At 45.6% G+C, this 25,815-nt stretch carries 21 protein-coding genes; all 21 read left to right on the top strand.

Going from position 1 to position 25,815, the window contains the following annotated elements; translation table 11 throughout:
* The first annotated feature begins 34 nt into the window (after positions 1-34).
* Entirely contained in the window at positions 35-1,630 is a 1,596-nt protein-coding gene (gene ggt, locus ASD24_RS03350) for a gamma-glutamyltransferase (protein WP_056691465.1), read from the top strand.
* Positions 1,631-1,724: 94 nt separating this feature from the next.
* On the top strand, positions 1,725-3,047 hold the full coding sequence (locus ASD24_RS03345) for a 5'-deoxyadenosine deaminase (protein WP_056691462.1): 1,323 nt from the start codon (positions 1,725-1,727) through the stop codon (positions 3,045-3,047).
* A gap of 81 nt (positions 3,048-3,128) precedes the next feature.
* Complete coding sequence (locus ASD24_RS03340; RefSeq protein WP_056691459.1) at positions 3,129-4,280, top strand: XdhC family protein; 1,152 nt, start codon at positions 3,129-3,131, stop codon at positions 4,278-4,280.
* A complete protein-coding gene (locus tag ASD24_RS03335; RefSeq protein ID WP_056691456.1) occupies positions 4,246-4,908 on the top strand; it encodes a nucleotidyltransferase family protein in 663 nt (220 codons plus the stop codon). Before ASD24_RS03340 ends, ASD24_RS03335 begins: the two co-directional genes overlap by 35 nt.
* Positions 4,909-5,262: 354 nt before the next feature.
* On the top strand, positions 5,263-6,171 hold the full coding sequence (locus ASD24_RS03330) for an FAD binding domain-containing protein (RefSeq protein WP_162248916.1): 909 nt from the start codon (positions 5,263-5,265) through the stop codon (positions 6,169-6,171).
* Positions 6,172-6,205: 34 nt separating this feature from the next.
* On the top strand, positions 6,206-8,509 hold the full coding sequence (gene pucD, locus ASD24_RS03325) for a xanthine dehydrogenase subunit D (RefSeq protein WP_056691448.1): 2,304 nt from the start codon (positions 6,206-6,208) through the stop codon (positions 8,507-8,509).
* A complete protein-coding gene (locus ASD24_RS03320) occupies positions 8,506-9,054 on the top strand; it encodes a (2Fe-2S)-binding protein (protein ID WP_082560253.1) in 549 nt (182 codons plus the stop codon). The genes pucD and ASD24_RS03320 overlap by 4 nt, the downstream gene beginning before the upstream one ends.
* Positions 9,055-10,107: 1,053 nt before the next feature.
* A complete protein-coding gene (gene glpX, locus ASD24_RS03315; protein ID WP_056691445.1) occupies positions 10,108-11,199 on the top strand; it encodes a class II fructose-bisphosphatase in 1,092 nt (363 codons plus the stop codon).
* A 260-nt stretch (positions 11,200-11,459) separates the two neighbouring features.
* Positions 11,460-12,509: a LacI family DNA-binding transcriptional regulator gene (locus tag ASD24_RS03310; RefSeq protein ID WP_156395312.1), complete on the top strand. Its 1,050-nt coding sequence runs from the start codon at positions 11,460-11,462 to the stop codon at positions 12,507-12,509.
* Between the two features lie 39 nt (positions 12,510-12,548).
* Complete coding sequence (locus ASD24_RS03305; protein WP_056691440.1) at positions 12,549-13,721, top strand: Gfo/Idh/MocA family protein; 1,173 nt, start codon at positions 12,549-12,551, stop codon at positions 13,719-13,721.
* Between the two features lie 58 nt (positions 13,722-13,779).
* Positions 13,780-14,505, top strand: coding sequence for a ThuA domain-containing protein (locus ASD24_RS03300; protein WP_056691437.1), 726 nt, complete (start codon positions 13,780-13,782; stop codon positions 14,503-14,505).
* Positions 14,506-14,655: 150 nt separating this feature from the next.
* Positions 14,656-15,762, top strand: coding sequence for a Gfo/Idh/MocA family protein (locus ASD24_RS03295; RefSeq protein WP_056691434.1), 1,107 nt, complete (start codon positions 14,656-14,658; stop codon positions 15,760-15,762).
* Between the two features lie 150 nt (positions 15,763-15,912).
* Entirely contained in the window at positions 15,913-16,896 is a 984-nt protein-coding gene (locus ASD24_RS03290; RefSeq protein WP_056691432.1) for a Gfo/Idh/MocA family protein, read from the top strand.
* 19 nt (positions 16,897-16,915) lie between these two features.
* Complete coding sequence (locus tag ASD24_RS03285) at positions 16,916-17,809, top strand: NAD-dependent epimerase/dehydratase family protein (protein ID WP_056691429.1); 894 nt, start codon at positions 16,916-16,918, stop codon at positions 17,807-17,809.
* 90 nt (positions 17,810-17,899) lie between these two features.
* Entirely contained in the window at positions 17,900-18,250 is a 351-nt protein-coding gene (locus tag ASD24_RS03280; RefSeq protein ID WP_056691426.1) for a hypothetical protein, read from the top strand.
* A gap of 240 nt (positions 18,251-18,490) precedes the next feature.
* Positions 18,491-19,429: a sugar-binding transcriptional regulator gene (locus tag ASD24_RS03275; RefSeq protein ID WP_056692531.1), complete on the top strand. Its 939-nt coding sequence runs from the start codon at positions 18,491-18,493 to the stop codon at positions 19,427-19,429.
* 217 nt (positions 19,430-19,646) lie between these two features.
* Positions 19,647-20,321: a deoxyribose-phosphate aldolase gene (gene deoC, locus ASD24_RS03270; protein WP_056691424.1), complete on the top strand. Its 675-nt coding sequence runs from the start codon at positions 19,647-19,649 to the stop codon at positions 20,319-20,321.
* Between the two features lie 279 nt (positions 20,322-20,600).
* Positions 20,601-21,791, top strand: a complete 1,191-nt coding sequence (locus tag ASD24_RS03265) for a NupC/NupG family nucleoside CNT transporter (protein ID WP_056691420.1) — start codon at positions 20,601-20,603, stop codon at positions 21,789-21,791.
* A 29-nt stretch (positions 21,792-21,820) separates the two neighbouring features.
* The gene (gene deoB / locus ASD24_RS03260) at positions 21,821-22,999 is read left to right on the top strand and encodes a phosphopentomutase (RefSeq protein WP_056691417.1); all 1,179 of its coding nucleotides are present in this window, start codon (positions 21,821-21,823) and stop codon (positions 22,997-22,999) included.
* A 177-nt stretch (positions 23,000-23,176) separates the two neighbouring features.
* Positions 23,177-23,884: a purine-nucleoside phosphorylase gene (deoD, locus tag ASD24_RS03255; RefSeq protein ID WP_056691414.1), complete on the top strand. Its 708-nt coding sequence runs from the start codon at positions 23,177-23,179 to the stop codon at positions 23,882-23,884.
* A 477-nt stretch (positions 23,885-24,361) separates the two neighbouring features.
* Complete coding sequence (locus ASD24_RS03250) at positions 24,362-25,663, top strand: pyrimidine-nucleoside phosphorylase (RefSeq protein WP_056691411.1); 1,302 nt, start codon at positions 24,362-24,364, stop codon at positions 25,661-25,663.
* Positions 25,664-25,815 lie beyond the last annotated feature (152 nt).

Below are 25,815 nucleotides of genomic sequence, written 5' to 3'. Positions count from 1 at the left end.
AGCTACATTTTTAGTACGGGAAAGGAGGAGCTGTATGCAGAATCAAATGCCGATATCAAGAGGGAATATGGTGACTTCTCCTCATTACCTGGCAAGCGCAGTGGGAAGCACGATCCTTGGACAGGGAGGAAATGCTTATGATGCAGCAATCTCAGTAAGTGCGGCACTCGGGGTGGTGTATCCACATATGACAGGGCCAGGAGGAGATGCCTTCTTCCTTATGCACGATGGAGCTACGGGAGAGATTACGGGTTATAACGGAAGTGGTCGCGCTGCCGCAGGGATCAATGCTGATACTTTCAAATCCATGGGCATGACCTCAATTCCCGTGCGGGGTGTGCTGAGTGCGATTACCGTACCTGGCATGGTTGATGCTTGGTGGGAAGTCTGGTCTCGCTATGGAAGGCTGCCCTGGGCGCAGTTGCTCGAACCGGCAATACGTTATGCAGAGAAAGGGTGTCCCGTATCACGTGATCTCTGCATATGGCTGAAACGTAATGAATCATTGATCATGGAGCAGACGTCGCTTCGAGCGTCATTCGCTCCACTAGGCACACTTTTGCAAGAAGGAGAGTTATTAGTTCAGCCTGAGCTTGCCTCTTCCCTGCGTAAGATTCAAGCCGATGGTCGAGAGAGCTTTTATAACGGAGAGCTGGCGAATCGTCTGACATCTGCTATTCGTGAAGATGGAGGTATGCTTGCACCTATCGATTTTGCTAATCACAAAGGTGAGTGGGTGAAGCCAATCAGCACAGATTACCGTGGCTATGAAGTACATCAGATGCCTCCCAATTCCCAAGGATTTTCCCTGTTAATGATGCTAAATATGCTTGAACATCTTGATCTATCTTCAGTACCGCGTACATCACCAGAGTTCTATCACCTTGTGACGGAAGTGGTGAAAAAGGTGTTTCGCGACCGGGATCGATATCTTACAGATCCTGACTTTAGAGACATTCCGCTAGACCGTCTGTTGTCCAAAGGATACGGGCATGAGCTATGGAGTGAGATTCACACGCTCCCGCCTGTGGCTCAACCCTTTTTATCTAAAATGATTGGTCAGGATACTGCTTATGCTGCAGTGGTGGATCAGGAAGGGAACGCGGTTTCATTTATACAAAGTTTATATTTCGATTTTGGCTCTGCTTATGTACCTGGAGATACAGGCATTATTATGCAGAATCGTGGATCTTTTTTCTCACTGAATTCGCTGGATGCGAACGTACTAGAGCCGGGCAAAAGAACCTTTCATACTCTTATGCCTGGACTCGTCACACATCATGGGAAACCGTATATGCTTCTAGGCACTCAAGGAGGAGAGGGGCAGCCTCAGACCCAGATATCTATTATTACCGGTGTAATTGACTATGGATTGACGATTCAAGAGGCGATTAATTTGCCTCGCTGGTTGTATGGCCGAACATGGGGCGAGAAAAATGATCTGCTGCGCGTGGAAAACCGTTACCACAATGATGTATGCGAGACCCTTACAAGCTGGGGACATAAAGTTGAAGTTAGAGCACCCTGGGATGATGTTATGGGACAGTCGCAAGGTATTGTTATTCGTGCAGACGGAATGATCAGTGGCGCCGCAGACCCAAGAGGTGATGGTATGGCTATCGGCTGTTAACACGTCATTTTTATAGTTCTTAATGATAATCAAAGGTTGAATAGTAACAAAGCCAATAATAGAGACGGATCGCGATATGATGGGGGAGATTACGATGGGAACAATTCTACTAAAAGGTGCACAGTTGGTGACGATGAATGCGGCAGAGGACGTATTCACTGGGGATCTACTAATAGAGGATAACAAAATCAAAGAAATCGCCGTGAATATTAATGTTGAAGCAGATCAAGTCATAGATGCGCGAGGCAAAGTGCTCCTGCCTGGTTTTATACAGACCCATATTCATCTGTGTCAAACCTTATTTCGCGGACGTGCGGACGATCTGGAATTAATGGATTGGCTACGTCAACGGATCTGGCCGCTTGAAGCAGCTCATGATGAGGAATCCGTGTATTATTCGGCAATGCTTGGCTTAGGTGAGTTAATCTCAAGTGGAACTACAACCATTCTAGATATGGAAACGGTGCACCATACAGAATCAGCATTTCAGGCCATGGCTGAGAGTGGAATACGTGTGATCTCAGGCAAGGTCATGATGGATCATGGTGATGAAGTTCCTGAACCTTTACGTGAAAATACCGCTACTTCCTTACAGCAAAGTGTCGATCTGCTGGAAAAATGGAACGGGTTCGGCGGTGGACGGATTCAATATGCGTTTTGTCCTCGATTTGTAGTGTCTTGCACAGAAGAATTGCTAATTGAAGTTCGTGACTTATCGAATCAATATCATGTGAAAGTGCATACGCATGCTTCTGAGAATCGCGGAGAAATCGAGATGGTTGAACACGAGCGTGGTATGCGTAACATCGTGTACCTTGATCATATTGGATTGGCTACTCCTAGACTGGTATTGGCTCATTGTGTGTGGCTCAGTGAAGAAGAGAAGGAGATCATCCGTAAACGAGGTGTCAAAGTCACTCACTGTCCAGGCTCGAATATGAAGCTATCCTCTGGTATTGCAGATATACCTGATCTGCTGAATCGACAAATTGCAGTAGGGATCGGTGCAGACGGCGCTCCATGCAACAATAACCTGGATATGTTTCAGGAAATGCGCCTAACTGCGCTAATTCAAAAGGTACCGCATGGCCCAACCGTCATGGATGCAAGGACTGTGCTGCGGATGGCAACGATGGGAGGTGCAGAAGTGCTTGGCATGTCTAAGGAGATCGGAAGCCTTGAGGTTGGCAAAAAAGCAGATATGGTTCTGCTGGATTTGGATGATTTCCATACCTATCCCTCATATGAGACAGACGTGTATTCACGTGTAGTGTACTCAGCGACACGTAGCTGTGTAGACACCGTTATTATAGACGGAGCTATTGTGCTGAGCCATCGTAAAATCCAAACCATTGATCGAGGCATTGTCCTGCGTGAGTCGGATAAGAGCATTGCCAGATTGATGAAGCGGATCTAACCGATCTAACGAATTCAAAGTGTAATGAACATACATTCATCTTGGATCTTAAACGGTTTTACAGGAGAGGTGGAGACGAATATGGAGATGCATGATCTGAGTGCAATTGTAGCGAACTGTACCAACCGCTACGTACTTGCCACAGCGATCAAGGTAGAGGGTCATGCTTATCGTAAACAAGGTGTCTCTATGCTTTTGGCCGAAGATGGCAGCATGTATGGTAGCATCAGCCCAGGATGTCTGGAAAGTGATCTACAGGCTCGTGTGGAGCGCATTCTAGATACTGGACAGCTGGAGATCGTGGAATATGATATGCGTCCCGAAGATGATCTGTCTTGGGGAGAGACGGTGGGCTGTGGAGGATTGGTGGTTGTACTGCTTGAGCCGGTTCAAGGCAAGCTGCACGCCATGTTAGTGGCGATGAACGAATATTTGCACACGGGCACTCCTGTTGAATTAACGCGTATATTTCAACAGGGGTTCTCCAAGATCAATTATCGACTGAGCCTCATACGCATAGAGGGTGACACAGGTCATATTGATGAATCGGAACAGATTGCATTAATGGAGAACATTCCAATGAACGAATCTAACCATGCTACATCTCCGCCTATATCAATGCTGAACGAAATAGAAGTTGTGCGCAATGGGCGCAAGCTAGAATCCGCCTTAGTGGAAGCCAATCCGTGGGATTTACCCTCTCAATTTACTTCCACTTATTATGCTAAACCCCGCTTAATCGTTATTGGCGCAGGTAATGATGTGCTTCCTGTAGTGAAGCTTGCCCAACTATCAGGTTTTCGCATCGTGGTTGCTGACTGGAGAGAGTCGCTGTGTACTGCTGAACGTTTTCCTGACGTGGCGTTGTGTCTAGGATTTCCGCGCGAGATTCTGTCAGTTCTTCAGTTCCAGAGAGATGATCACATTCTCTTGATGAGTCATCAATTCCCAAGGGAACGAGAAGTGCTGGAGCTTCTGGTAGGCGTGGACTATGCATATCTAGGCATTATGGGTTCGAAGACAAGAACAGAGCGCCTATTAAACGGTTTACCACCATTATCCCATGTTCATTCTCCTGTTGGGTTAAGTATCGGAGCAGAAGGGTCTGATGAGATTGCTATAAGTATCGCCGCAGAGCTTATTGCCAGTAAACGGAGCGTGGCTGCCTCTCGGCGAAAGGCTCAGAAGGAGGTTAAACATGGGACTGACGGGTATTCTACTTGCAGCAGGTAAGAGTTCTCGCTTGGGTCGGGATAAGTTGTCAGTGGTGATGCCTGACGGGAGGTCTTTGGCTGCGTGGTCTCTAGAGGCTGCACTCGATTCCGAGTTAGAGCGAGTTATATGTGTTGTCAAACCAGAGGATACCTTATCGTGGATACCAAGACGCTGGCTGTGTGCAGCATCTTATACTTATCAACCTGAGGTGAAGCTGCTGATCTCCGTGTGTGATGATTATGCCATGGGCATGGCTCACTCGTTACATTGTGGCATACGAAATGCTAAGCAATATGAGTCAGACGGGTATATGGTGCTGCTGGCAGATCAACCGCTTATAGAAACTCAGCAGATTAACGAGATCATCACGATCTTCGAAACAAATAAACATTCCGATTATGTTGCAGCCGCAGATTGCGCAGGTGGTAAACCGCCTGTTGCTTTTCGCTCACATCTGCTTACTCAACTCTTATCTCTTCGTGGTGATGAGGGTGCAAGGAGAATCATGCGCAACTCCCAATTCACCGGCACATACGTCTCCTTATCTGCTCCTAGCTTCTGGGATGCCGATACGGAAGATGAGTTAGAACGGATCGTGCAATACATGAAGCATCTTCATCCATCACGAGATACACCCCTATTATAATCGAAGCACTAGGGAGAGGAATTGACTTCATCTTATCTGACTTCACCCCATCTTATAATAGATCTACCAGTCCAATGGGCTGGTCTATTTGTGTTTTACTATGTCACATTTGGATCGTTCTATCATGCATTGAGCACAATTCTAACTTTTGTTTTATACATTTATCCAAAAGCATGTAAACATAATTGACGTTATAACTGTACTCCAATATGATTTGAACAATTATTCGGATCGTATAGGCAATTCATATGCCAAACATGACGCATAATCGGACTAATTAAACGTATCAACGACATATGGGTCATAGCCAACCTCCTGTTAATGGAAGAGAGAGAAAGGAGTGGGATGATGGTCATGCCAGCGTACGGATCAGGCGCGATGCCAACAGTATGGCAGCCCCAGGATTTACATGAACTGAGCGAGCTGAGGAATAGCCTTCAAAGTAGGTATTGTTTTGTCGCTGGTGGAACATTACTTCGAACGCAGTGGGAGGGTGGTTTAGTTGCTTCTCCTGAGCACTTGATATGCCTTTCCGAGCTTCCGGGTGTAAGTGATATATATGCTGAAGAGCAGCAGCTGGTGATTGGTGCATTGACTCGTCTGAACAGATGTGAGACAGATACGCTAGTGGCACAATTTCCGCTTTTGCAAGAGGCTATTCGCGTGATCGCTGCCCCTTCCATCCGAAACGTGGCAACGTTAGGTGGCAATATTGCATCGGGTGTGGGTGACACGATTACTGCCTTGTTAGTTTACGATGCGCAGTTATGTTGGATGACAGATCGAGGTATGGAAATACGTAGCTTGGCTTCATGGCTAAGCGGAGGACAGGATGGACGTCGGAATCCGGAAGATGTCCTGGTTTCTATTCATCTACCGATACAAGACAAGGATTCGCTTGCAGTTGATATGGATCACCATAATCCACACATGAAGGAGATAAGCTACTATCACAAACTAGGACGGCGTGAAACCTTCAGCGCCTCTCTGGTGACAGTGGCAATGCATGGTGAAATTGGCGTGGATGGTCGTTGGAAACGGATTGCGATCGCCGCAGGCGGAGGATCGGGTATGGCGATGCGATTGCCTCTGTGCGAACAGCTGCTTCTTGATGAAGTAGCATCGGTAGGGCAAGCAGCGGTTCTTGCATCGATGGTTATGACTGAATTCGTAACATATGGCGATGCATTCGCCTCAGAACGATATCGGAAACAGACTGCTGGGAATTTGCTTGCTGCTGGTCTATGGGAAGCAATGAATTAATTAGGATGTAACACATCGGGAAGGGGGAGAGAGGATGTTGCTGAATCGAGAGGTTAGTGGAAAACGATGGCATTTGCGCCCAGATGGAATCGGTAAAGTGACAGGACAACTCCAATATCTGACGGATATGACACACGCGGATATGGTCTATGGAAGAGTGCTTCGAAGCGTCTATCCTTATGCACGGATTATTTCAATTGATACGTCCGAAGCTGAAGCTATGGAAGGTGTTCTAGCCGTTCTTACGTCGAAGGACGTGCCTGGCCTGAATCGTTTTGGGATTGCAACTCCAGATCAACCCGTATTCTGTGAGGATGTTGTCCGTTATGTAGGCGATGCGATTGCAGCAGTGGCTGCCATCTCTCCTGAGCGGGCAGCACTTGCTCTGGATGCCATTCGTGTTGAATACGAAGAATTACCTCCGTTGGATAGCACAGATGCAGCACTTGCTCCAGGTGCACCTGAACTGCATGAGCATGGACCGGGCAATGTATTACATCGCACCGAAATTAAACGAGGCAAGATAGAGGTCGCTTTTGCGGCCTGTGAGCATGTGGTGAGTGAGACGTACTATACACCTCGCCAGATGCATGCCTATATGGAAACAGAGGGTGGGCTTTTTATCCCTGATGAGTCAGGTAGACTTCATGTGTATGCAGCTACGCAGCACGGGTATAAAGACCGGATGCAGCTCGCGCGAATTATTGGTTGCCTCGAGGAAGATATCCGGGTCGTCTCCTCGCCGATTGGTGGTTCTTTTGGTGGAAAAGATGAATTGAACGTCCAGCCGTATGGCGCGCTCTTAGCTCTTCGCTGTTTGCGTCCTGTGAAGATGCATAATTCGCGGAAAGAATCTGTTCGTGCTGGTCTGAAACGGCATCCGATGAAGATTGAGATGCAAACAGGTATTAGTCGCGAAGGTATCATTCAAGCTCATCGAGTTCGAATTACGGCAGATACAGGTGCGTATGCCACGTTAGGAGCACCCGTGCTTAATTTTGCAACAGAGCATTGTCTTGGTCCTTATTCTATTCCGCATGTTGATGTAGAAGGGGTCTCTGTGTATACCAATAACGGTTTATCTGGTGAATTCCGTGGGTTTGGTGGGAATCAAGCGATCTTTGCAATGGAAGGGCAGATGGATCGTCTGGCTGACATAATGAGAATGGATCCATGGGAATTCAGAAGACGTAATATGAGGGGGAAATCAGACCCGGGACCACTCAATCAGCGTATTCTCGCAACAGATGGCTTGTCTCAGGTGTGGGAAGCGATGGAACGCTCTGATCTATGGCAAAAATATCAGCAGCCACCGCCCAATTCGTCGCTGCCTCTATGGATCAAACGTGGAGTAGGTGCAGCTCTGGCTATGCATGGCGCGGGGTTAGGCTATGGAATTCCTGATCCTGCGGGAGGGCGCTTATCCTTGAATAAGGAAGGCAAGATAGAGGTCGCTTTCAGTTACGAGGAGTTTGGTCAGGGCCTCATTGCTACATTGGAAATTATGCTCTGTGACTTGTTTCGATGCAGTACGTCGGATCTAAGCATCATCATAGGAGATACAGATCGGGTACCACACAGCGGTTCCAGCACTGCATCACGTTCAACCACGATGGCGTGGATGGCTCTGCAACGTTTGCATACACCATTTCGTTCGAAACTGTTGTCAGTCGCTGCGGCGAGTGTTGGGATTGCAGAAGAAGAACTTGTAACCGGACCTGGAGGGATATGGCGGAAAGATCAGCTACAGTCAACCGGAATGCTGGTATCCTATGTGGATCTAATGCAGCAGTGTGAAGAGGAAGAATGGATTTTCGATACACAATTCGCATACCCAACAACGCCAGATCAGGTCGTAGGTGGACATTATCTATACACGTATGCAGCCGTTGCTGCAGAGGTTGAAGTCAACACATTGACTGGTGAGGCCAAGTTACTGGATACGCATCATGTCGTTGCCGCAGGTCCTGTCATCAATCCTATGGGTTTCATAGGACAGATTGAAGGCGGCAGTGTGATGGCACTCGGGTTTACATTAACTGAGGATGCACTCATGCAGGATAGCCGTTATGTAACAACCAACCTTGATACCTACTTAATCCCAACTATTCGAGATATTCATACTGACTTGAAAGTAGAAGCGATTGAAGATTTACCTGAAGGAGATCCATTTGGACCAAGGGGAATTGGTGAAATCGGATCTGTAGCACTAGCTCCAGCAATAACTGCTGCTATTCAGCAAGCGACAGGTGTATGGGTGAACCGCTTGCCTGTACCACGTGAACAACTGATGAAGCCTGTCGATGTACCGTTACAGGAAGGAGTGCAACCCTCATGAGTAAACCGCTAGGGAACTACTGGACAGCCGTTATTAATGGGGAAGAGCAGCAATTACAGGTCACTCCAACGACTAGGCTTGTTGATATTCTAAGGACGCATTTGAATCTAACAGGTACAAAAGTATCTTGCGAGGTAGGTCGCTGCGGGGCATGCATGGTTCTAATGGATGGTGACCCGGTAAATTCCTGCTTATTGATGGCTTATCAATGCCAAGGTCGCGAGATCACAACGATTGAAGGATTGAGCGGAAATCAAGAAGGGGATCTGCACCCCATTCAACAAGCTTTTGTTGAAGAAGGGGGATTTCAATGTGGTTACTGTACGCCCGGGATGGTGATATCCACCAAAGCATTACTGGATCAACATCCGCAACCAACGCAGGAACAGATCGAAATTGGTTTCTGCGGCAACTTATGCCGTTGTACTGGATATGGCGGTATCCTTCGTGCCGTAAAGAGGGCAGGGGAGAGCCTATGTGCAGCGGATAAGATTACGGAAAATACGGAGAAGGAACGAAATGATTATGATGTCGTGGAATCTTAGGCTCATAACGTTAATAAGACCGGGTGCTGGAGTGGAGTTTTCCATAGGGCATCCGGTCTTTTCTGTGGAAAGCTCGTTCTAATTAGCTATATAAAAAGGAAGCTCCATCTCTAACGAAACCAGTTGGTCTTAATGGCGGCAGCATTTCATTATCGGAATGCTAACGAATCGTTGGCACGTTAATACGTATTTGGGCACGAGGATTAGCTCCATTTGGCGGTATTTCTTCATATAAGCACTCTCAGATTCGTTACCATTTCCATTCGTTGTGATTCGGCCCAATAAGGTCTCTATGATTCGTTAACACCTGCCAGTTTCTAAATCAGAATGCTGGAGCAATAGCTCGATTGAAAAGGTGAGAACAAGATGCGGGCGAAGCCCCAAGCTCTAAATAAGACATTCATTACATCATTATTAAAATAAATAATTGGCTTTGAAATGAAGCTATCCAAAAAATATCGCAATTGTCTCGTATTTTATATACGTAATAAATATTATGTAAACTTATTATTTTCGATATCAGCCATAAGCTGTGTCTATAAGCTTTTAGAAATCCATAGGTGTTTTTAGGGGCTAATTGAGCTGTATTTTGGTCTTAACGATTGAACAAAACGTATTAAGTTATTTCCCTTAAAATTTCTAGAATTAATGATTATATTAATCAATATGACGAAGTTTATAATCGTTTTCGGAATAGATCACAAAAATTCAATTGTTTCCTAACAATTCAGAATATTTTCTTATTTAATCGTTGTTTAACGAACTAATCACACAAGAATCAAACGATAATATCGATAGTCTAATTAATAATGTAATTATATGGATTAAAAGGGAGTTAAGATAGGCATTCTTTGAGAAATACAACTCTATTTCTGCTTCGAAACAGACCTTGAAGATGTAAAAATGCAGTCCTGATCCGCTTATGGCATGATGAAGCGAAAAGATGAGAAATGCGGCTATTACGCGGTTTTTAGATCATTCCCATATGGATTTGCGATGGATTTAGCAGCGCTTTCAATGTATGCTTTTGAAAACTGGAAAGGAAGTGGGAAAATGGAACGCGAACTGGCGTTGGAAATTGTCAGAGTAACAGAATTGGCTGCTTTAGCCTCAGCACCATGGATGGGAAGAGGAGATAAGAACAGCGCAGATGAAGCGGCTACTTTGGCCATGCGCGCCATGTTCGATTCCGTGTCTATTCGCGGCACGGTAGTAATCGGTGAAGGTGAAATGGACGAAGCGCCCATGCTGTATATCGGTGAGGAAGTGGGCAACGCGGAAGGACCTGAGGTAGACGTAGCTGTAGACCCTCTGGAAGGTACAGAAATCGTAGCTAAAGGTCTAAATAATGCTTTATCGGTTATTGCGGTGGCTGGGAAAGGAAACCTGCTCCATGCACCGGATATGTATATGGAGAAGCTAGCTGTTGGCCCTGCTCTGGTAGGCAAGGTCAGCATTGAGGATCCAGTTGAAGTCACTTTGGAAAAGGCCGCGGCCGCCCTGAACAAAAACATTTCGGATTTGACTGTCATGATTCTGGATCGTGTCCGTCACGAAAGTACCATCAAAACGCTGCGTAAGGTTGGGGTACGGATCAAATTCCTCAGTGATGGTGACGTTGCAGGTGCGATGGCTCCTGCTTTCCCGGAAGCGGGCATTGATCTGTATGTTGGATCGGGAGGTGCACCTGAAGGTGTGCTGGCTGCTGCTGCATTATCATGCTTAGGTGGCGAAATTCAAGGTCGCTTGATGCCGGCCAATGCCGACGAGTTCCAGCGCTGCTTGCAAATGGGGATTGATAACCCCTATAAAGTATTAACGATGCAAGATATGATCGGCACAGAGGATGTTATTTTTGCTGCAACAGGTGTAACACCAGGTGAGATTCTGGGAGGTGTACGTTATTTAGCGGATGATCGGGCTGAGACGGACTCCATTGTTATGCGCGCCAAAACGAAAACGATCCGTTTCATTCGTTCACAGCATTTCCTGCCGAACAAGGAAGTGTTGCACAAAGTAAGACAGCTACAGTCCATTCCAGAACCGTCTGATCGTATCCCGAGTCATATGAAGACAATGGAGCAGGCGGAGTTTAGCCAATCCTCTGTAGACCATAGTCTAATGACTTCAGCAGAACACAGTTGAAGGAAACGCTCGACAGACTAATAGGATTATAGAATAATAGGAGCTTTTATTAAATGGACGTTTAGAAACTAAAAGAAACTAAATAAGATGGGGAGTCTGCCTTGCACAGATCCTCATTTTTTTGTGTAAAAAGCATTGACAACGTTTACAACCCATGAGAAAATGTACGCGCGTACATAAAATGATGAAATTTTAAACTTATATGTGAATTCTGACATGATTAACAATCATGTTCTATTAATTCAGTTCAGTTAAAGGGGGTGAATGTCGTGGCATCACGTAAAGAAGTGGCTGAGCTTGCGGGTGTCTCTGAGGCCACCGTGTCCCGTGTGTTAAATGGAGTTGGGCCGATCAAAGAGGAAACCAAGCGCAAAGTGCTTCAAGCTTCTGAGCAACTTAGATACGTTCCGAGTGCACTCGCTCGCAGTTTTGCCAGGAGCAAAAGCGGTAACCTCGGTGTAGTGATGCCTTATGTTCCTAAAGCTCATTTGTTCTCTGCCTATTTCTTCTCTGAAATGTTAAGTGGTATTGGGAACAAGGCACGGGAAAGCGGAATGGATCTGCTCGTTATGTTTCGAACACCGGATGAGGTTATGAATTACACAGATCTGTTTCGCAGGCAGAAGGTAGATGCTTGTATCATTCTCGGTGCGAGAGACGATCTGGGAGAACTGTCGGCACTACAGCAGCTTCATCAGGAAGGGCATCCATTTTGCGTCATGAACCAGCATTTTGCAGGTCAATCCTTCGTCGAAGTGGATGCGGATCATATTGAGGGTAGCCGGCTAGCGATTCGCCATCTCACCGATCAGGGCTACCGCAAGATTGCTTTTCTCAATGGACCAGACAGCTATTCGAACAGTCAAGAACGGTTGCAGGGTGTTCAGATGGGGATGCAGGAAGCCAAAATGGAGCTAGATCCCAGCCTGTTATTGGAAGGTAACTACAGTAGACGAAGTGGTCAGGAAGCTGCGGGGCGCATAGCTGATCGCCTACATGAGATTGATGCTGTATTTGCAGCAAACGATCGGATGGCCATTGGGGTAATGCATGGGTTGCGCGAGCGCGGCATACCGGTTGAGGATTTCCCTGCTTTTGTAGGGTATGATGACTCCGATGCCGCCGAAATGGCGGTTCCACCGTTGACCAGTGTGCGGGTTCCATTTTACGAGATGGGGGAGCTTGCTACTAGGAAACTTATTGACGAGAAGGTAGGATCGCCGCCTGCGAACGTCTCCAGTTTATCTTCAGACTCAACCAGACATCTATTACCCACCGAGTTAGTTGTTCGTGCTTCATCGATCCGTTAATGGTAGATAATCACTTGAATTCCCAAGGAGGAAATGATCATGTCAAAACATCTTCGTGTAGGAATGGTCGGATACAAATTTATGGGGAAAGCACACAGTAACGCTTATCGAAGCCTACCAATGTTTTTCCCATCAGCACCTTTGCAGCCTGAAATGTCCGTCATCTGCGGGCGTAACGAGCAAGGTGTTCAGGAAGCCGCTAACCAGTTCGGATGGTCTGAGAGTGTAACGGATTGGCGTGAGCTGGTAAAGCGAGATGATATCGATCTTATAGACATTAACGCGCCAAGTGATGCACACAAAGAGATCGCAATTGAAGCTGCGCGTCAGGGTAAACACCTATTCTGTGAGAAACCATTGGCACTATCCCTCGCGGATTCCCGTGAGATGCTCCAAGCTGCCGAGGATGCGGGCATCGCTCACATGGTAGGGTTCAACTATCGTTTCTCCCCAGCAGTGCAGTTAGCCAAAGATCTGGTGCAGAGCGGACGCTTGGGTAAAATCTATCATTTCCGTGCATTTTTCTTGCAAGACTGGATTATGGATCCGTCCTTTCCGCTCGTATGGCGATTGCAAAAAGAAGTCGCTGGCTCCGGCTCGCATGGCGATCTCGGCGCACATCTAATCGATCTAGCTCGCTTCCTAGTAGGAGAGTTCAAGGAAGTTATCGGTATGAGCGAGACTTTCATCAAAGAACGTCCACTAGCTTCTGAAATGACGGGATTAAGTGCCAAAGGTAGCACAACCAATGATGCACCGAAGGGAGAAGTCACCGTCGATGACGCAACACTATTCTTGGCGAAGTTCGCAGATGGAGCACTGGGAAGCTTCGAGGCTACACGTTTTGCAGCCGGTCACCGCAGCACCAATTCCTTTGAGATTAATGGGAGTCTCGGAAGTGTGCGGTTCGACTTCGAACGAATGAACGAATTGGAAGTTTATTTCACCAAAGATGAAGAAGATGTGCAAGGATTCCGCCGTGTACTCGCAACCGATCCAGCGCACAAATATGCCGAAGCTTGGTGGCCTGCTGGACACACGATTGGATTTGAACATACGTTCACTCATGAGATGTTAGAGCTTGTTACTGCAATATCGGAAGGTCGTCAGCCATCACCAAGTTTCCATGACGGTGTAGCCTGTCAAGCAGTGCTTGAAGCTGTTGAGCGCTCCATTTATGAGCGACGTTGGGTATCTCTTGAAGAGATGTGAGTCTAAGTGCATGTAGTCTAAACTATAACGATAATTTAGGAAAGCGAGTGATTAGGTGATGAGTAAAGCATTGATCGTATGGGGCGGTTGGGATGGACACGAACCGGAGCAGGTAGCAGCCATTTTTGAACGTATTCTGAAGGAAGAGCAGTTCGAGGTTGAGGTGTCTGATACACTTGAGGCGTATGCAGACGCTGAGAAGCTGCTTGGTCTAGATCTGATCGTACCGCTCTGGACAATGGGACAGATTGAACAAGAACTGGTCAACAACGTGTCTGCAGCAGTTCAGAGTGGTGTAGGCTTGGCAGGTCTGCATGGTGGGATGTGTGATGCATTCCGTAATAATGTAGATTGGCAATTCATGACGGGTGGCCAGTGGGTCGCACATCCAGGTAACGATGGGGTAGAGTACACCATTAATATGAAGCGTGGCTCAAGTCCACTGCTTGGCCACATTGAAGATTTTCAAGTAAAAACAGAGCAGTATTATCTTCATGTAGACCCTGCTGTAGAAGTATTAGCAACAACACGTTTTCCTATCGTTAATGGCCCTCACGCCGCAAATGGACCTGTAGACATGCCCGTCGTCTGGACGAAGCGCTGGGGAGCAGGGCGTGTATTCTATAATTCACTTGGACATCATGCCGATATCGTTGAGATGAAGCAGGTAACCGAGATGATGAGAAGTGGCTTCAAATGGACAGCCGCAGGCAAACAACTTGCGAAGCAAAATAAAGATACGAAGACTGAAGTGTATACAGGTATGGCTGACAACCAAACGTAATGAGATTAAGGGACAATAGTAGACCCACTAACATGCTGGGCTATAACTAACGTGTATCAACCATTTTAAGCGTTTACGTATCAGAATAATCATATAAAAACATAATTTTATGTTTCCACATTTCTGTTCGATGGCGAAGGGAGCCCAAGTATGAGCGTTATGAAAGTTGGCATTATTGGCTGTGGTAAAATCAGCGGCATTTATATGGAGAATTGTCATCGGTTTGACGTGCTTGAACTCGTAGCAGTTGCAGATCTAGATCAGAAGCGAGCTGAGGAACAAGCAGCAGCTTATCAAGTTCCCAACGTGTATACGGTAGAAGAAATACTGGCGGATCCTGAGATTGAACTGATTATCAACCTGACTATTCCTTCCGTTCATGCGAATGTGTGTCTGCAAGCACTGGAAGCGGGCAAACATGTGTATGTGGAGAAACCACTTGCGGTTACTCGTGAAGAAGGTCTTGCCGTACTAGAGACAGCCAAAAGAAAAGGATTGTTGGTGGGCTGTGCACCCGAAACTTTCTTCGGTTCAGGCATTCAAACTGCTCTTAAATTAGTTGAAGACGGTGTAATTGGCAAACCTGTTTCAGCAACAGCTTTCATGATGGGCAGAGGTCACGAGCACTGGCATCCGGATCCTGAGTTCTATTATGCATCAGGTGGCGGGCCGATGTTTGATATGGGACCGTACTATCTCACAGCACTGGTGCAACTTCTGGGTCCGATTTCAACTATTGCTGGTATGACGGGTAAAGCAATGAACGAACGGACAATTACGAGTGAGAAAAAGCGAGGACAAACCATTCCTGTTGAGATTCCAACACATGTAACAGGCTTGCTGCAGTTCGAACAGGGCGCCATAGGTACACTCATTACAAGCTTCGATGTGTTTGGGGGCAGTGTGCTGCCTCCAATTGAGATCTATGGAACGCATGGTACATTACAAGTACCTGACCCTAATACCTTCGGAGGTCCGGTCCGTTATAGACTTCTTGGAGAGCAAGAATGGACTGAGGTACCTCTACTGCCAGGATACCAGGAAAACACACGCGGAATTGGTGTCGCGGATATGGCATATGCAGCGCATAGTGGCCGGGCACATCGAGCGAGCGGCGAGCTTGCGTACCATGTCTTAGAAGCCATGTGGGCATTCCATGATTCGTCGGATGACCAGACATTCTATCAAATGAAAAGCACTTGTCAGCGTCCGGCTCCACTGCCGGAGAATCTTCCTCTCTACACGCTTGATCAATAAGTTTACTTATATTAATAATTACAGCCTGGTGTCCTTGTATAAAGGATTCCAGGCTGTTCCTGTTCGTTGCGGTTAAGCAGGGTGACTTCATTCTGAACGAAATTTAAGCTACAATGGACAATAATATAGAAATGAAAGAGGTAGGTAAGCATGGTACGTTTCGGAGTCGTAGGCACCAACTGGATTACAGAAAGACTACTTGAGGCCGCAGCACAGGTGGAGGGCTTTACACTGACTGCTGTATACTCTCGAAGTGCTGAGAAAGCAGATGCATTTGCAGATCAATACAAGGCTGCACACCGATTCACGAATCTCGAAGAGATGGCAGCGAGTGATGAGATTGATGCCGTATATATCGCAACGCCTAATACATATCATGCGGAGCAGGCAGAGTTGTTTCTAAGAAATAGGAAGCATGTATTGTGCGAGAAACCGCTAGCTGCAAATAGTGAAGAAGTTCGCCGATTAGTGGATGCTGCTCGTGAATCCGGGGTTCTGTTAATGGAAGCGATGAAATCAACACTAGTACCGGCATTCAAAACGGTTCAGTCGAACCTTCATAAAATTGGACCTGTTCGCAAGTATATTGCAGGATACTCCCAGTACTCTTCACGCTATGACAAGTATAAGGAGGGCATTGTGCTAAATGCATTTAAGCCAGAGCTAGCTAATGGCGCACTTATGGATCTGGGCGTATATTGTCTATATCCATTGATTACGCTGTTTGGTGCCCCTAATCAAGTACAATCCCAGGCGTATATGTTGACATCCGGCGTGGATGGTCAAGGGAGTGTTATTCTGAATTATGATGAGATGGACGCGGTTGTAACCTATTCCAAAATCTCTAATTCACATGTGCCTACTGAAATTATGGGTGAACTCGGCAGTATTTTAATTGATAAAATTGGATCGCCCGAACATGCCGAGATTCGATACAATGATGGTACGGTGGAAAAACTAGAAGCAGAGCAAAATTATCCAACGATGTTCTACGAAGTTCAAGAGTTCGTAAACCTCGTTGAAGCGGGTAAACTAGAATCGGATATGAACACATATGAACGTTCCTATGAAACCATGTTAGTTATGGATCAAATCCGGAAACAAATCGGACTTGTTTTTCCAAATGATAAATAGGTAGAAGGAGGGTTACCGGATGCAAAAGGTATTAATTCTTGGGGGCACACGCTTCTTCGGCAAACGTCTGGTGGATCACTTGCTGTGGGAAGGTAAATCACAGATCACAGTGGCAACTCGGGGCAAAACGCGTGTGGATTTCGGAAGTGAAGTGAACCGGATTAAGATGGATCGGGAAGATCCACAATCTTTGGCAAAGGTTGCTCAAACAGACCAGTGGGATGTGGTGTATGACAATATTTGTTATTCACCCGATGCTGCCAAATCAGCATGTGAAGCATTTGCTGGTCGAACCAAAAGATATGTTCTAACATCTACCCTCTCTGTGTACGGTGATCCTAAACCGGGATTTACAGAGGATGACTTTGATCCATACACTTACCCGCTGCAATATGGGAATCATGAACAGTTTTCTTATGGGGAAGGCAAACGTCTTGCTGAGGCTGTATTTTTCCAAGAAGCCGAGTTTCCGGTTGTTGCCATGCGAATTCCGATTGTGTTAGGGATGGATGATTATACAAGACGACTGCATTTTCATATTGAACATGTGCAAAAGGGAAAACCGATTGGCATGCCGAATCCGGAAGCCGAGATTGGATTCATCAATTCTACGGAAGCGGCTAGATTCCTCGCCTGGCTTGGACATTCTTCCATTACTGGACCGGTTAATGCTGCCTCGCAAGGAGCGATTAAATTATCAGAAATGATGAAGCTAATTGAATCCGTAACGGGGATGCAGTCCCAGATTCTATCCGAGACAGGTAAGGAAGATATGTCACCTTTTGGCATAAGTGAATCTTGGACGATGAGTACAGATAAGGCTGAACAAGCAGGTTATACGTTTGAATCATTGATGGACTGGTTTCCTGGTCTCGTTCGTGAAGTGGCTCTGGCTCTACAATCTGAGAGTTAATTACATCCATCTTTTTTCACCACCTATTGCATATCCTGAAATACCGAGTATAATACTTGGTAAATAGACGAAAAGGGGATGCAATAAACGATGAAAACACATGCTGAATTGAACTCGCTTCTTGTTGACGATTATCTGGATCTCCTGAATATGGCTAAGCAATTAGGGGATACGGAATGGGAACAATCCATTCTAACTGCATTGAAAGAAGAAGTTGAAGCTAATCGCCATCTGGATTCTATGGAAGTAAGACATGATCTATGGATGCAGTTTGAAGATATAAATGAGCAGATGCACGCGTTGTTAATCCAGTTAAAGCATGCTGAGGATGCTGAGGATAAAGAACAGATTATCGAGTCGATCTGGGGACTGAAAGTGGATCGTACTGCGATTACGCGCAAGCTTGAGACGATGAGCAGGTCTAAATCCGGTCAATCATAATCACTTCATTCTCATAATAAAATTAAAATAATATACGTGAGCCCACTTGCATCCTTTCATGGAGATATGCAAGTGGGCTTTTTATATTGATTCAATGAAGATGTGTGGAGGCATGAAATGGATTACTAAACGGTTATTAGTTGTTCGCTTAGGGTTATTTTGATAATGTATGTATAAGATATACAAGATACGTATGGTTTCTAACGATAACGAAGATGAGTGGGTTGAGCACACATGGGAATAGATCTGGAGAAACAGCGACTAAGTATAGAAGCAGCCAAATTGTATTATCAGTCTGATTATAGCCAACAGGATATTGCGGTCAGGCTCGGTGTATCACGTCCGACCGTATCTCGACTGTTGCAGTATGCCAAAGACCGGGGTTATGTCCGGATTGAGATTATGGATCCTTTAGAGGATATCGATATTATTGCTGGGGAATTAAAAGCTAAATATGATCTCGAAACAGCGCTAGTATGTTTCGCACCTCTGAAGAGCGATGATGAAATCCAGAAGCAGATCAGCAAGAGAGCTGCTGATTATCTTCAGGACACTGTTCAAGATGCGGATATTATTGGTGTAACGTGGGGAACAACGATGCATGCTGTCGCTCGCCAGCTTCGTCCTAAACAGGTGAAGGGCGTAGAGGTTGTTCAGTTAAAGGGAGGCGTCAGTCACTCGCATGTGAATACCTATGCAGCTGATATCGTACATCTATTTGCGGAAGCTTTCCATACTGTGCCTCGATATCTGCCCCTACCTGTGATCTTTGATTCTATCGAAGTGAAGAACATGGTGGAAGCTGATCGACATATCGGTAGAATTGTAGAGCTTGGCCGGCAAGCGAATATCGCCATTTTTACGGTGGGCACAGTGAAGGAAGATGCACTTTTGTTCAAACTCGGTTACTTCAGTGAAGAGGAGCAGCAACTGTTGATACATACAGGAGCGGGTGATATTTGCTCTCGTTTCTTTGATAGTGAAGGCCAATTAATCAGTGAAGAGATCAATAGCAGAACAGTAGGTATCGACCTGTCTGAGCTGAAAAATAAGGAGAAATCCATTCTTGTCGCAGGTGGCCAACGCAAAATTGAAGCAATTCATGCCGCACTCCAAGGCCAGTATGCAAACATTCTAGTTACGGATCAGTACACAGCCCAAGCTTTGCTTCGTCTCTAATTGGAAGAGTGACAACATCTGCCATGTTCTCATGGCGGATGTTTTGCTGTGTAGAGCGAAAGCTAAGATGTGCAGTAATTGGGTAAGTACAAGGATTAGTTATAACTCAGTAGTGCTTCATTCGCACATCGTGAACAAAAGTTCAGTTTGATTATTACATATGTTCATGTTAGTGTAGGATATAGAATACATCGTTTATATAAAGGGAGAGATATGAATGACTACACCACAATTAGCTAAAATGATCGACCACACTTTGCTTCGTGCAGACGCTACACAGAGCGAGATGGTTAAACTGACAGAAGAAGCAAAACAATATCAATTTGCATCCGTATGTGTGAATCCAGGTTGGGTTGCTTATGCTGCTGAACAATTAAAAGGTACAGGCGTTGATATCTGTACGGTTATTGGTTTCCCTTTGGGAGCTTCTACTTCTGAAACAAAAGCATTCGAAACGACAGATGCCATTGCTAAAGGTGCAACAGAAGTGGATATGGTCATTAACATTAGCGCATTGAAAGACGGTAAAGACGATTACGTTGAGCAAGATATTCGTGCAGTGGTTGAAGCGGCCGCAGGTAAAGCTTTGGTCAAAGTTATTATCGAAACTTGCCTGTTGACTGATGATGAAAAAGTCCGTGCATGTGAAGCAGCTGTAAGAGCTGGAGCTGACTTCGTCAAAACATCAACTGGATTCTCTACTGGTGGAGCAACGCCTGAGGATATCGCTTTGATGCGTCGTACGGTAGGTCCAGATGTAGGTGTGAAGGCGTCCGGTGGCGTTCGTAGCCTCGAAGACATGCAAAAAATGATCGAAGCAGGCGCAACACGAATTGGCGCGAGCTCTGGCGTTAAAATCATGCAAGGTGGACAATCTACGGCTTCGTATTAATCAAAACGAAATCTCATTTCGTTGTATGTTATCTGTATTACAGTTTAACGAAGTGATGTAAACGAATTGAGCTTGTCTTGAATGCCCGCATATCATTGTTTTTACAAGCTTATGCGGGTTAGATGGACAGGACACATAAAATACAGCAATTCGTAGTGATATATTGAAAGCGCTTCATTCGTTTTTCGGAAAATTTATTTCATTTTCACTACAATCCATGAACAGAAACCTTTGAGCTGATTGCACAACTGGCTTAACTACCTTCAAAGGAGAGATTACATGAAATTTCTAATCGCCATACTCGGCTTACTTGTTGTTTTTGGGCTGGCTTATATCGCCAGCAACGGGAAGAAACAGATTCGATACCGACCGCTTGCGGTAATGATTGTTTTACAGATTATACTGGCATACTTCTTGCTAAATACAGCGGCGGGTACGTTTCTCGTTGGTAAATTCTCTACTGCTTTTAAGGCATTGTTGGATTATGCGAATGAGGGAATCGCGTTTGTATTCGGTGACTTAGTAACCATTGGAGCAGATGGTGGAAGTGGTCCGTTCTTTTTGACCGTGCTCATGCCGATTGTGGTCATCTCTGCCTTGATTGGGATATTACAGTATATCCGAATCTTGCCTTTTGTTATAAAATATATTGGTCTAGTATTAAGCAAAATCAACGGAATGGGCAAACTGGAATCATATAACGCGGTTGCTTCTGCTATTCTGGGGCAATCTGAAGTGTTCATATCCGTAAAAAAACAAATTGGGTTACTGCCGAAACATCGGCTGTATACTTTATGTGCCTCAGCGATGTCCACGGTATCGATGTCTATTGTCGGTGCCTATATGACGATGATTGATCCGAAATATGTAGTGACGGCATTAGTGCTCAACTTATTTGGCGGTTTTATCATTGCTTCTATTGTGAACCCTTATCAGGTTACACCGGAAGAAGATATATTGGAGGTTCAGGAAGAGGAGAAGCAATCGTTCTTCGAAATGCTAGGTGAGTACATTCTAGATGGATTCAAGGTAGCCATAGTGGTTGCTGCGATGCTCATCGGTTTTGTCGCGTTGATCGCCTTAATTAATGGTATTTTCAGTGCGGTGCTCGGTATTTCATTCCAGGAACTGCTCGGTTATGTGTTTGCACCCTTTGCCTTTGTTATGGGGATCCCTTGGAAAGAGGCGATTCAAGCGGGAAGTATTATGGCAACGAAAATGGTATCCAATGAATTCGTCGCAATGCTTAGCCTTAGTAGTCAGACAGCATTGTCCGAGAGAACTACCGGAATCGTGTCTGTCTTCCTCGTATCGTTTGCCAATTTCTCTTCCATCGGTATTATTGCCGGTGCGGTTAAAGGACTTCATGAGAAACAAGGTAATGTGGTGGCCCGCTTCGGTCTGAAGCTGCTTTATGGTGCATCGCTTGTCAGCGTGCTGTCTGCGATCATCACTGGACTGTACTTGTAAGCTGGATTATTGGAAGGAGTGCTTCATTTATGTCAACATTCAAAAGAGTACATCTAATCGTTATGGATTCTGTAGGAATCGGCGAAGCGCCGGATGCAGCAGATTTTGATGATTTTGATGTAGATACGTTCGGTCACATTGCACGTGAACGCGGAGGTCTGAAGATGCCACATATGGCGAGTCTTGGACTATCTAATATCAAAGAAATCGAGGGTATTCCTGTAGCGGCTGCGCCTAAAGCGTATTACACCAAAATGCAGGAAGCATCCAAAGGTAAAGATACCATGACAGGTCACTGGGAGATCATGGGCTTGTATATTGATACACCTTTCCGTGTGTTTGAAAATGGGTTCCCGGATGAGTTGATTCAGCGCATTGAAGAAAAAACAGGTCGTAAAGTGATTGGCAACAAACCTGCGAGCGGCACGGAAATTCTGGATGAACTAGGTGCTGAGCATGTTGAAACGGGCGCACTGATCGTATATACGTCGGCTGACTCGGTACTGCAAATTGCAGCGCACGAAGATGTCGTTCCTTTGAAGGAACTGTATGAGATCTGTGAGTTCTGCCGTGAAATTACGCTTGAAGATCCGTACATGCTGGGTCGTATTATTGCACGTCCTTTCGTAGGTGAAGAAGGTGACTGGAAACGGACAGCGAACCGTCATGACTATGCGCTCAAACCATTTGGTCGTACCGTAATGAATGAACTTCAAGATGGCGGGTTTGATGTTATCGCTCTTGGTAAAATCGCGGATATCTATGATGGTGAGGGTGTAACCAAATCTGTTCGTACCGTTTCCAATATGGATGGAATGGACAAGTTGTCTGAAACGATGGATGAAGAATTCACTGGTCTGAGCTTCTTGAATCTGGTAGATTTCGACGCGCTGTATGGTCACCGTCGTGATCCACAAGGGTATGCACAAGCCCTTGAAGATTATGATGCACGTCTTCCAGAGATCTTTGCAAAAATGACAAACGACGATCTGCTGCTGATTACAGCCGACCATGGTAATGATCCAACATATCGTGGTACAGACCACACGCGTGAATATGTACCATTGCTGGCATACTCCCCACGCTTCAGTGAGGGAAAACAGCTTGACCTGCGCAGCACCTTTGCTGACCTTGGTGCGACCGTAGCGGAGAACTTTGGTGTGAAAATGCCGGAGTATGGTACAAGCTTCTTGAAAGATCTGAAGTAAGTACGTAAAGGTTGAACTAAACGGATCTATGAAATTACTCTAACTTGTTCGAGAATTCGATAAACGCATGAATTTGAAGTGCAAACCATGGTCAGGGATCGGGGTAAGGGACAGTTACTCCGGTTCCTCGTCCATTATATAGACGGACGTATATAACATATTGGAGGAGATTATTCTATGAGTACACATATTGGAGCAAAACCTGGAGATATTGCTGAAACGATTCTTTTGCCAGGAGATCCATTGCGCGCAAAATACATTGCTGACACATATCTAGAAGACGTTGTGTGTTACAACGAGGTTCGCGGTATGCTCGGCTTCACAGGTACATATCAAGGGCACCGCATCTCGGTGCAAGGCTCAGGGATGGGGATTCCGTCCTTTGCTATCTATGCAAATGAATTGATTAGTGAATATGGTGTAAAAAACTTGATTCGTGTAGGAACTTGCGGCGGAATGCAGGAGCATGTACGTGTACGTGACGTTATCCTTGCACAAGCAGCATGTACAGATTCAAGTATGAATAAACACGTATTCGGTGGATATGACTTCTCACCAATCGCTACGTTCTCATTGCTCAAAGAAGCATATGACCGTGCTACAGCTAAAGGGATGAAGATTCACGTCGGTAACGTCTTCAGTTCCGATTCTTTCTATCGCGACGACCGTTCCGTAACGGAAAAATTGATGAAACATGGGGTGCTTGGCGTAGAAATGGAAACAACAGCATTGTACACCATTGCTGCCAAGTTCGGTGTTAATGCACTTACAATCCTAACCGTAAGCGACCACTTGCTTACAGGAGAAGAAACCTCAGCAGAAGAGCGCCAAAAAACGTTCAATGACATGATGGTTGTTGCTCTGGACACTGCAATTACTTTGTAAAAGAACATCCATTGCCAGTACGCATACTGCACAACATGTTTACTGAACTAAAAATAATTTGATTTTATCGAAACTTTTGTTTGGAGCACGGAGTGGAGGCAATGGAATCGATTCTGAAGAAGCGAGTGTTGCCCTTTGTCTTCACATTTCAACCTCAATCGTGGTGATTCAAGAAATATGAAGAAAACAGCGATTGAAAGAACGTTGAACGATCCAGAACCGAAACAGACTCCGCATAAAGGTTTACTGCACTAAAAATAATTTGATTTTATCGAAACTTTTGTTCGAAGCACGGAGTGGAGGCAATGGAATCGATTCTGAAGAAGCGAAGCGTTCGCCTTTGTCTTCACATTTCAACCTCATTAGAGGTGATTCAGAGAAATGTGAAGACAACAGCGATCGAAAGAACGATCCATTACCGGAACGAACTCCGCACAAAGTGTTCTGTAAAATCAACATACACAAGGAGAGAGCATCATGAGAATGGTAGACATTATCGCCAAGAAACGTGACGGAAAAGAATTAACAACAGAAGAGATCGACTTCGTCGTTCAAGGATATACACAAGGAGAGATTCCTGACTATCAAGTCAGCGCATGGGCGATGGCTGTATTTTTCAACGATATGACGGACAAAGAGCGTGCCGATCTGACGATGTCGATGGTGAATTCGGGTGAAACGATTGACCTGTCTGCCATTGAAGGCATCAAAGTAGACAAGCACTCCACAGGTGGCGTCGGCGATACAACAACGCTTGTACTGGCGCCGCTCGTAGCTGCGCTTGATGTGCCCGTTGCCAAAATGTCCGGTCGTGGACTTGGTCACACAGGTGGAACGACAGACAAGCTTGAATCCGTTGCTGGTTTTCACGTGGAGCTTGAAAAAGAAGAGTTCATTCGACTCGTTAACGAGCACAAGGTAGCAGTAATTGGACAAAGTGGTAACCTTACGCCTGCGGATAAGAAGCTATATGCTTTGCGTGACGTAACAGCTACCGTGAACTCCATTCCACTGATCGCTAGCTCCATTATGAGTAAAAAAATCGCAGCAGGTGCGGATGCCATCGTACTGGATGTGAAAACAGGTGCTGGTGCATTCATGAAAACAGCAGAAGATGCTAAAGAACTTGCACATGCCATGGTGAGCATCGGTAACAATGTTGGACGTAAAACGATGGCCGTGATCTCTGACATGTCCCAACCGTTGGGTCTAGCCATTGGTAATGCACTTGAAGTAAAAGAAGCGATTCTTACACTGCAAGGTAAAGGGCCTAAAGATCTGGAAGAGCTGTGTCTAGCACTTGGACGCCAAATGGTATTCCTCGCTGGCAAAGCAGACTCTCTTGAGCAAGCTGAAGAGAAGTTGAAAGAAGTAATCCAGAACGGTAAAGCACTGGAGAAATTCAAACACTTCTTAGCCAATCAAGGCGGAGATGCTACTGTCGTGGATCATCCAGATCGATTGCCACAAGCTCAATACCTTATTGAAGTACCTGCAGACCAAGACGGTTTCGTATCAGGAATCGTTGCGGATGAGATTGGTACAGCTGCGATGTTGCTTGGTGCGGGTCGTGCAACCAAAGAGTCCGAGATCGATCTTGCTGTTGGTCTGATGTTGAACAAAAAAGTGGGTGACCCTGTCAAAGCAGGCGAATCACTCGTAACGATCCACGCTAATCGTGAAGACGTGGCAGATGTAATCGCGAAGATTAAAGAAAATATTACGATTGCAGATAAAGCGGATGCCCCTGTATTGGTGCATGATATCGTAACCGAATAGTTCAATTCATTCAGCCGAGTTTGCGGTTGAACACACAACCCCCGAATCTATGTACGACATAGGTGCGGGGGTTATTTTCTTTTACAGAACAAGGATGCATTTATCTTGCTTCCGCTATGTAATTTTTTATTTACGTAAACACGATGATTTGA

Origin of the sequence: Paenibacillus sp. Root52, assembly GCF_001426865.1 — a bacterium.
In the GTDB taxonomy this organism is placed as follows: Bacteria; Bacillota; Bacilli; order Paenibacillales; family Paenibacillaceae; genus Paenibacillus.
Note: the sequence above shows the minus strand (reverse complement) of the source record. Positions and strands in the feature narration are given on the sequence as shown.

Bases quoted from the DNA above. Each gene is read 5' to 3' on its own strand.
- ggt (WP_056691465.1), top strand. From the start codon at position 35: ATGCAGAATCAAATGCCGATATCAAGAGGGAATATGGTGACTTCTCCT.
- ASD24_RS03345 (WP_056691462.1), top strand. From the start codon at position 1,725: ATGGGAACAATTCTACTAAAAGGTGCACAGTTGGTGACGATGAATGCG.
- ASD24_RS03340 (WP_056691459.1), top strand. From the start codon at position 3,129: ATGGAGATGCATGATCTGAGTGCAATTGTAGCGAACTGTACCAACCGC.
- ASD24_RS03335 (WP_056691456.1), top strand. From the start codon at position 4,246: ATGGGACTGACGGGTATTCTACTTGCAGCAGGTAAGAGTTCTCGCTTG.
- ASD24_RS03330 (WP_162248916.1), top strand. From the start codon at position 5,263: ATGCCAGCGTACGGATCAGGCGCGATGCCAACAGTATGGCAGCCCCAG.
- pucD (WP_056691448.1), top strand. From the start codon at position 6,206: ATGTTGCTGAATCGAGAGGTTAGTGGAAAACGATGGCATTTGCGCCCA.
- ASD24_RS03320 (WP_082560253.1), top strand. From the start codon at position 8,506: ATGAGTAAACCGCTAGGGAACTACTGGACAGCCGTTATTAATGGGGAA.
- glpX (WP_056691445.1), top strand. From the start codon at position 10,108: ATGGAACGCGAACTGGCGTTGGAAATTGTCAGAGTAACAGAATTGGCT.
- ASD24_RS03305 (WP_056691440.1), top strand. From the start codon at position 12,549: ATGTCAAAACATCTTCGTGTAGGAATGGTCGGATACAAATTTATGGGG.
- ASD24_RS03300 (WP_056691437.1), top strand. From the start codon at position 13,780: ATGAGTAAAGCATTGATCGTATGGGGCGGTTGGGATGGACACGAACCG.
- ASD24_RS03295 (WP_056691434.1), top strand. From the start codon at position 14,656: ATGAGCGTTATGAAAGTTGGCATTATTGGCTGTGGTAAAATCAGCGGC.
- ASD24_RS03290 (WP_056691432.1), top strand. From the start codon at position 15,913: ATGGTACGTTTCGGAGTCGTAGGCACCAACTGGATTACAGAAAGACTA.
- ASD24_RS03285 (WP_056691429.1), top strand. From the start codon at position 16,916: ATGCAAAAGGTATTAATTCTTGGGGGCACACGCTTCTTCGGCAAACGT.
- ASD24_RS03280 (WP_056691426.1), top strand. From the start codon at position 17,900: ATGAAAACACATGCTGAATTGAACTCGCTTCTTGTTGACGATTATCTG.
- deoC (WP_056691424.1), top strand. From the start codon at position 19,647: ATGACTACACCACAATTAGCTAAAATGATCGACCACACTTTGCTTCGT.
- ASD24_RS03265 (WP_056691420.1), top strand. From the start codon at position 20,601: ATGAAATTTCTAATCGCCATACTCGGCTTACTTGTTGTTTTTGGGCTG.
- deoB (WP_056691417.1), top strand. From the start codon at position 21,821: ATGTCAACATTCAAAAGAGTACATCTAATCGTTATGGATTCTGTAGGA.
- deoD (WP_056691414.1), top strand. From the start codon at position 23,177: ATGAGTACACATATTGGAGCAAAACCTGGAGATATTGCTGAAACGATT.
- ASD24_RS03250 (WP_056691411.1), top strand. From the start codon at position 24,362: ATGAGAATGGTAGACATTATCGCCAAGAAACGTGACGGAAAAGAATTA.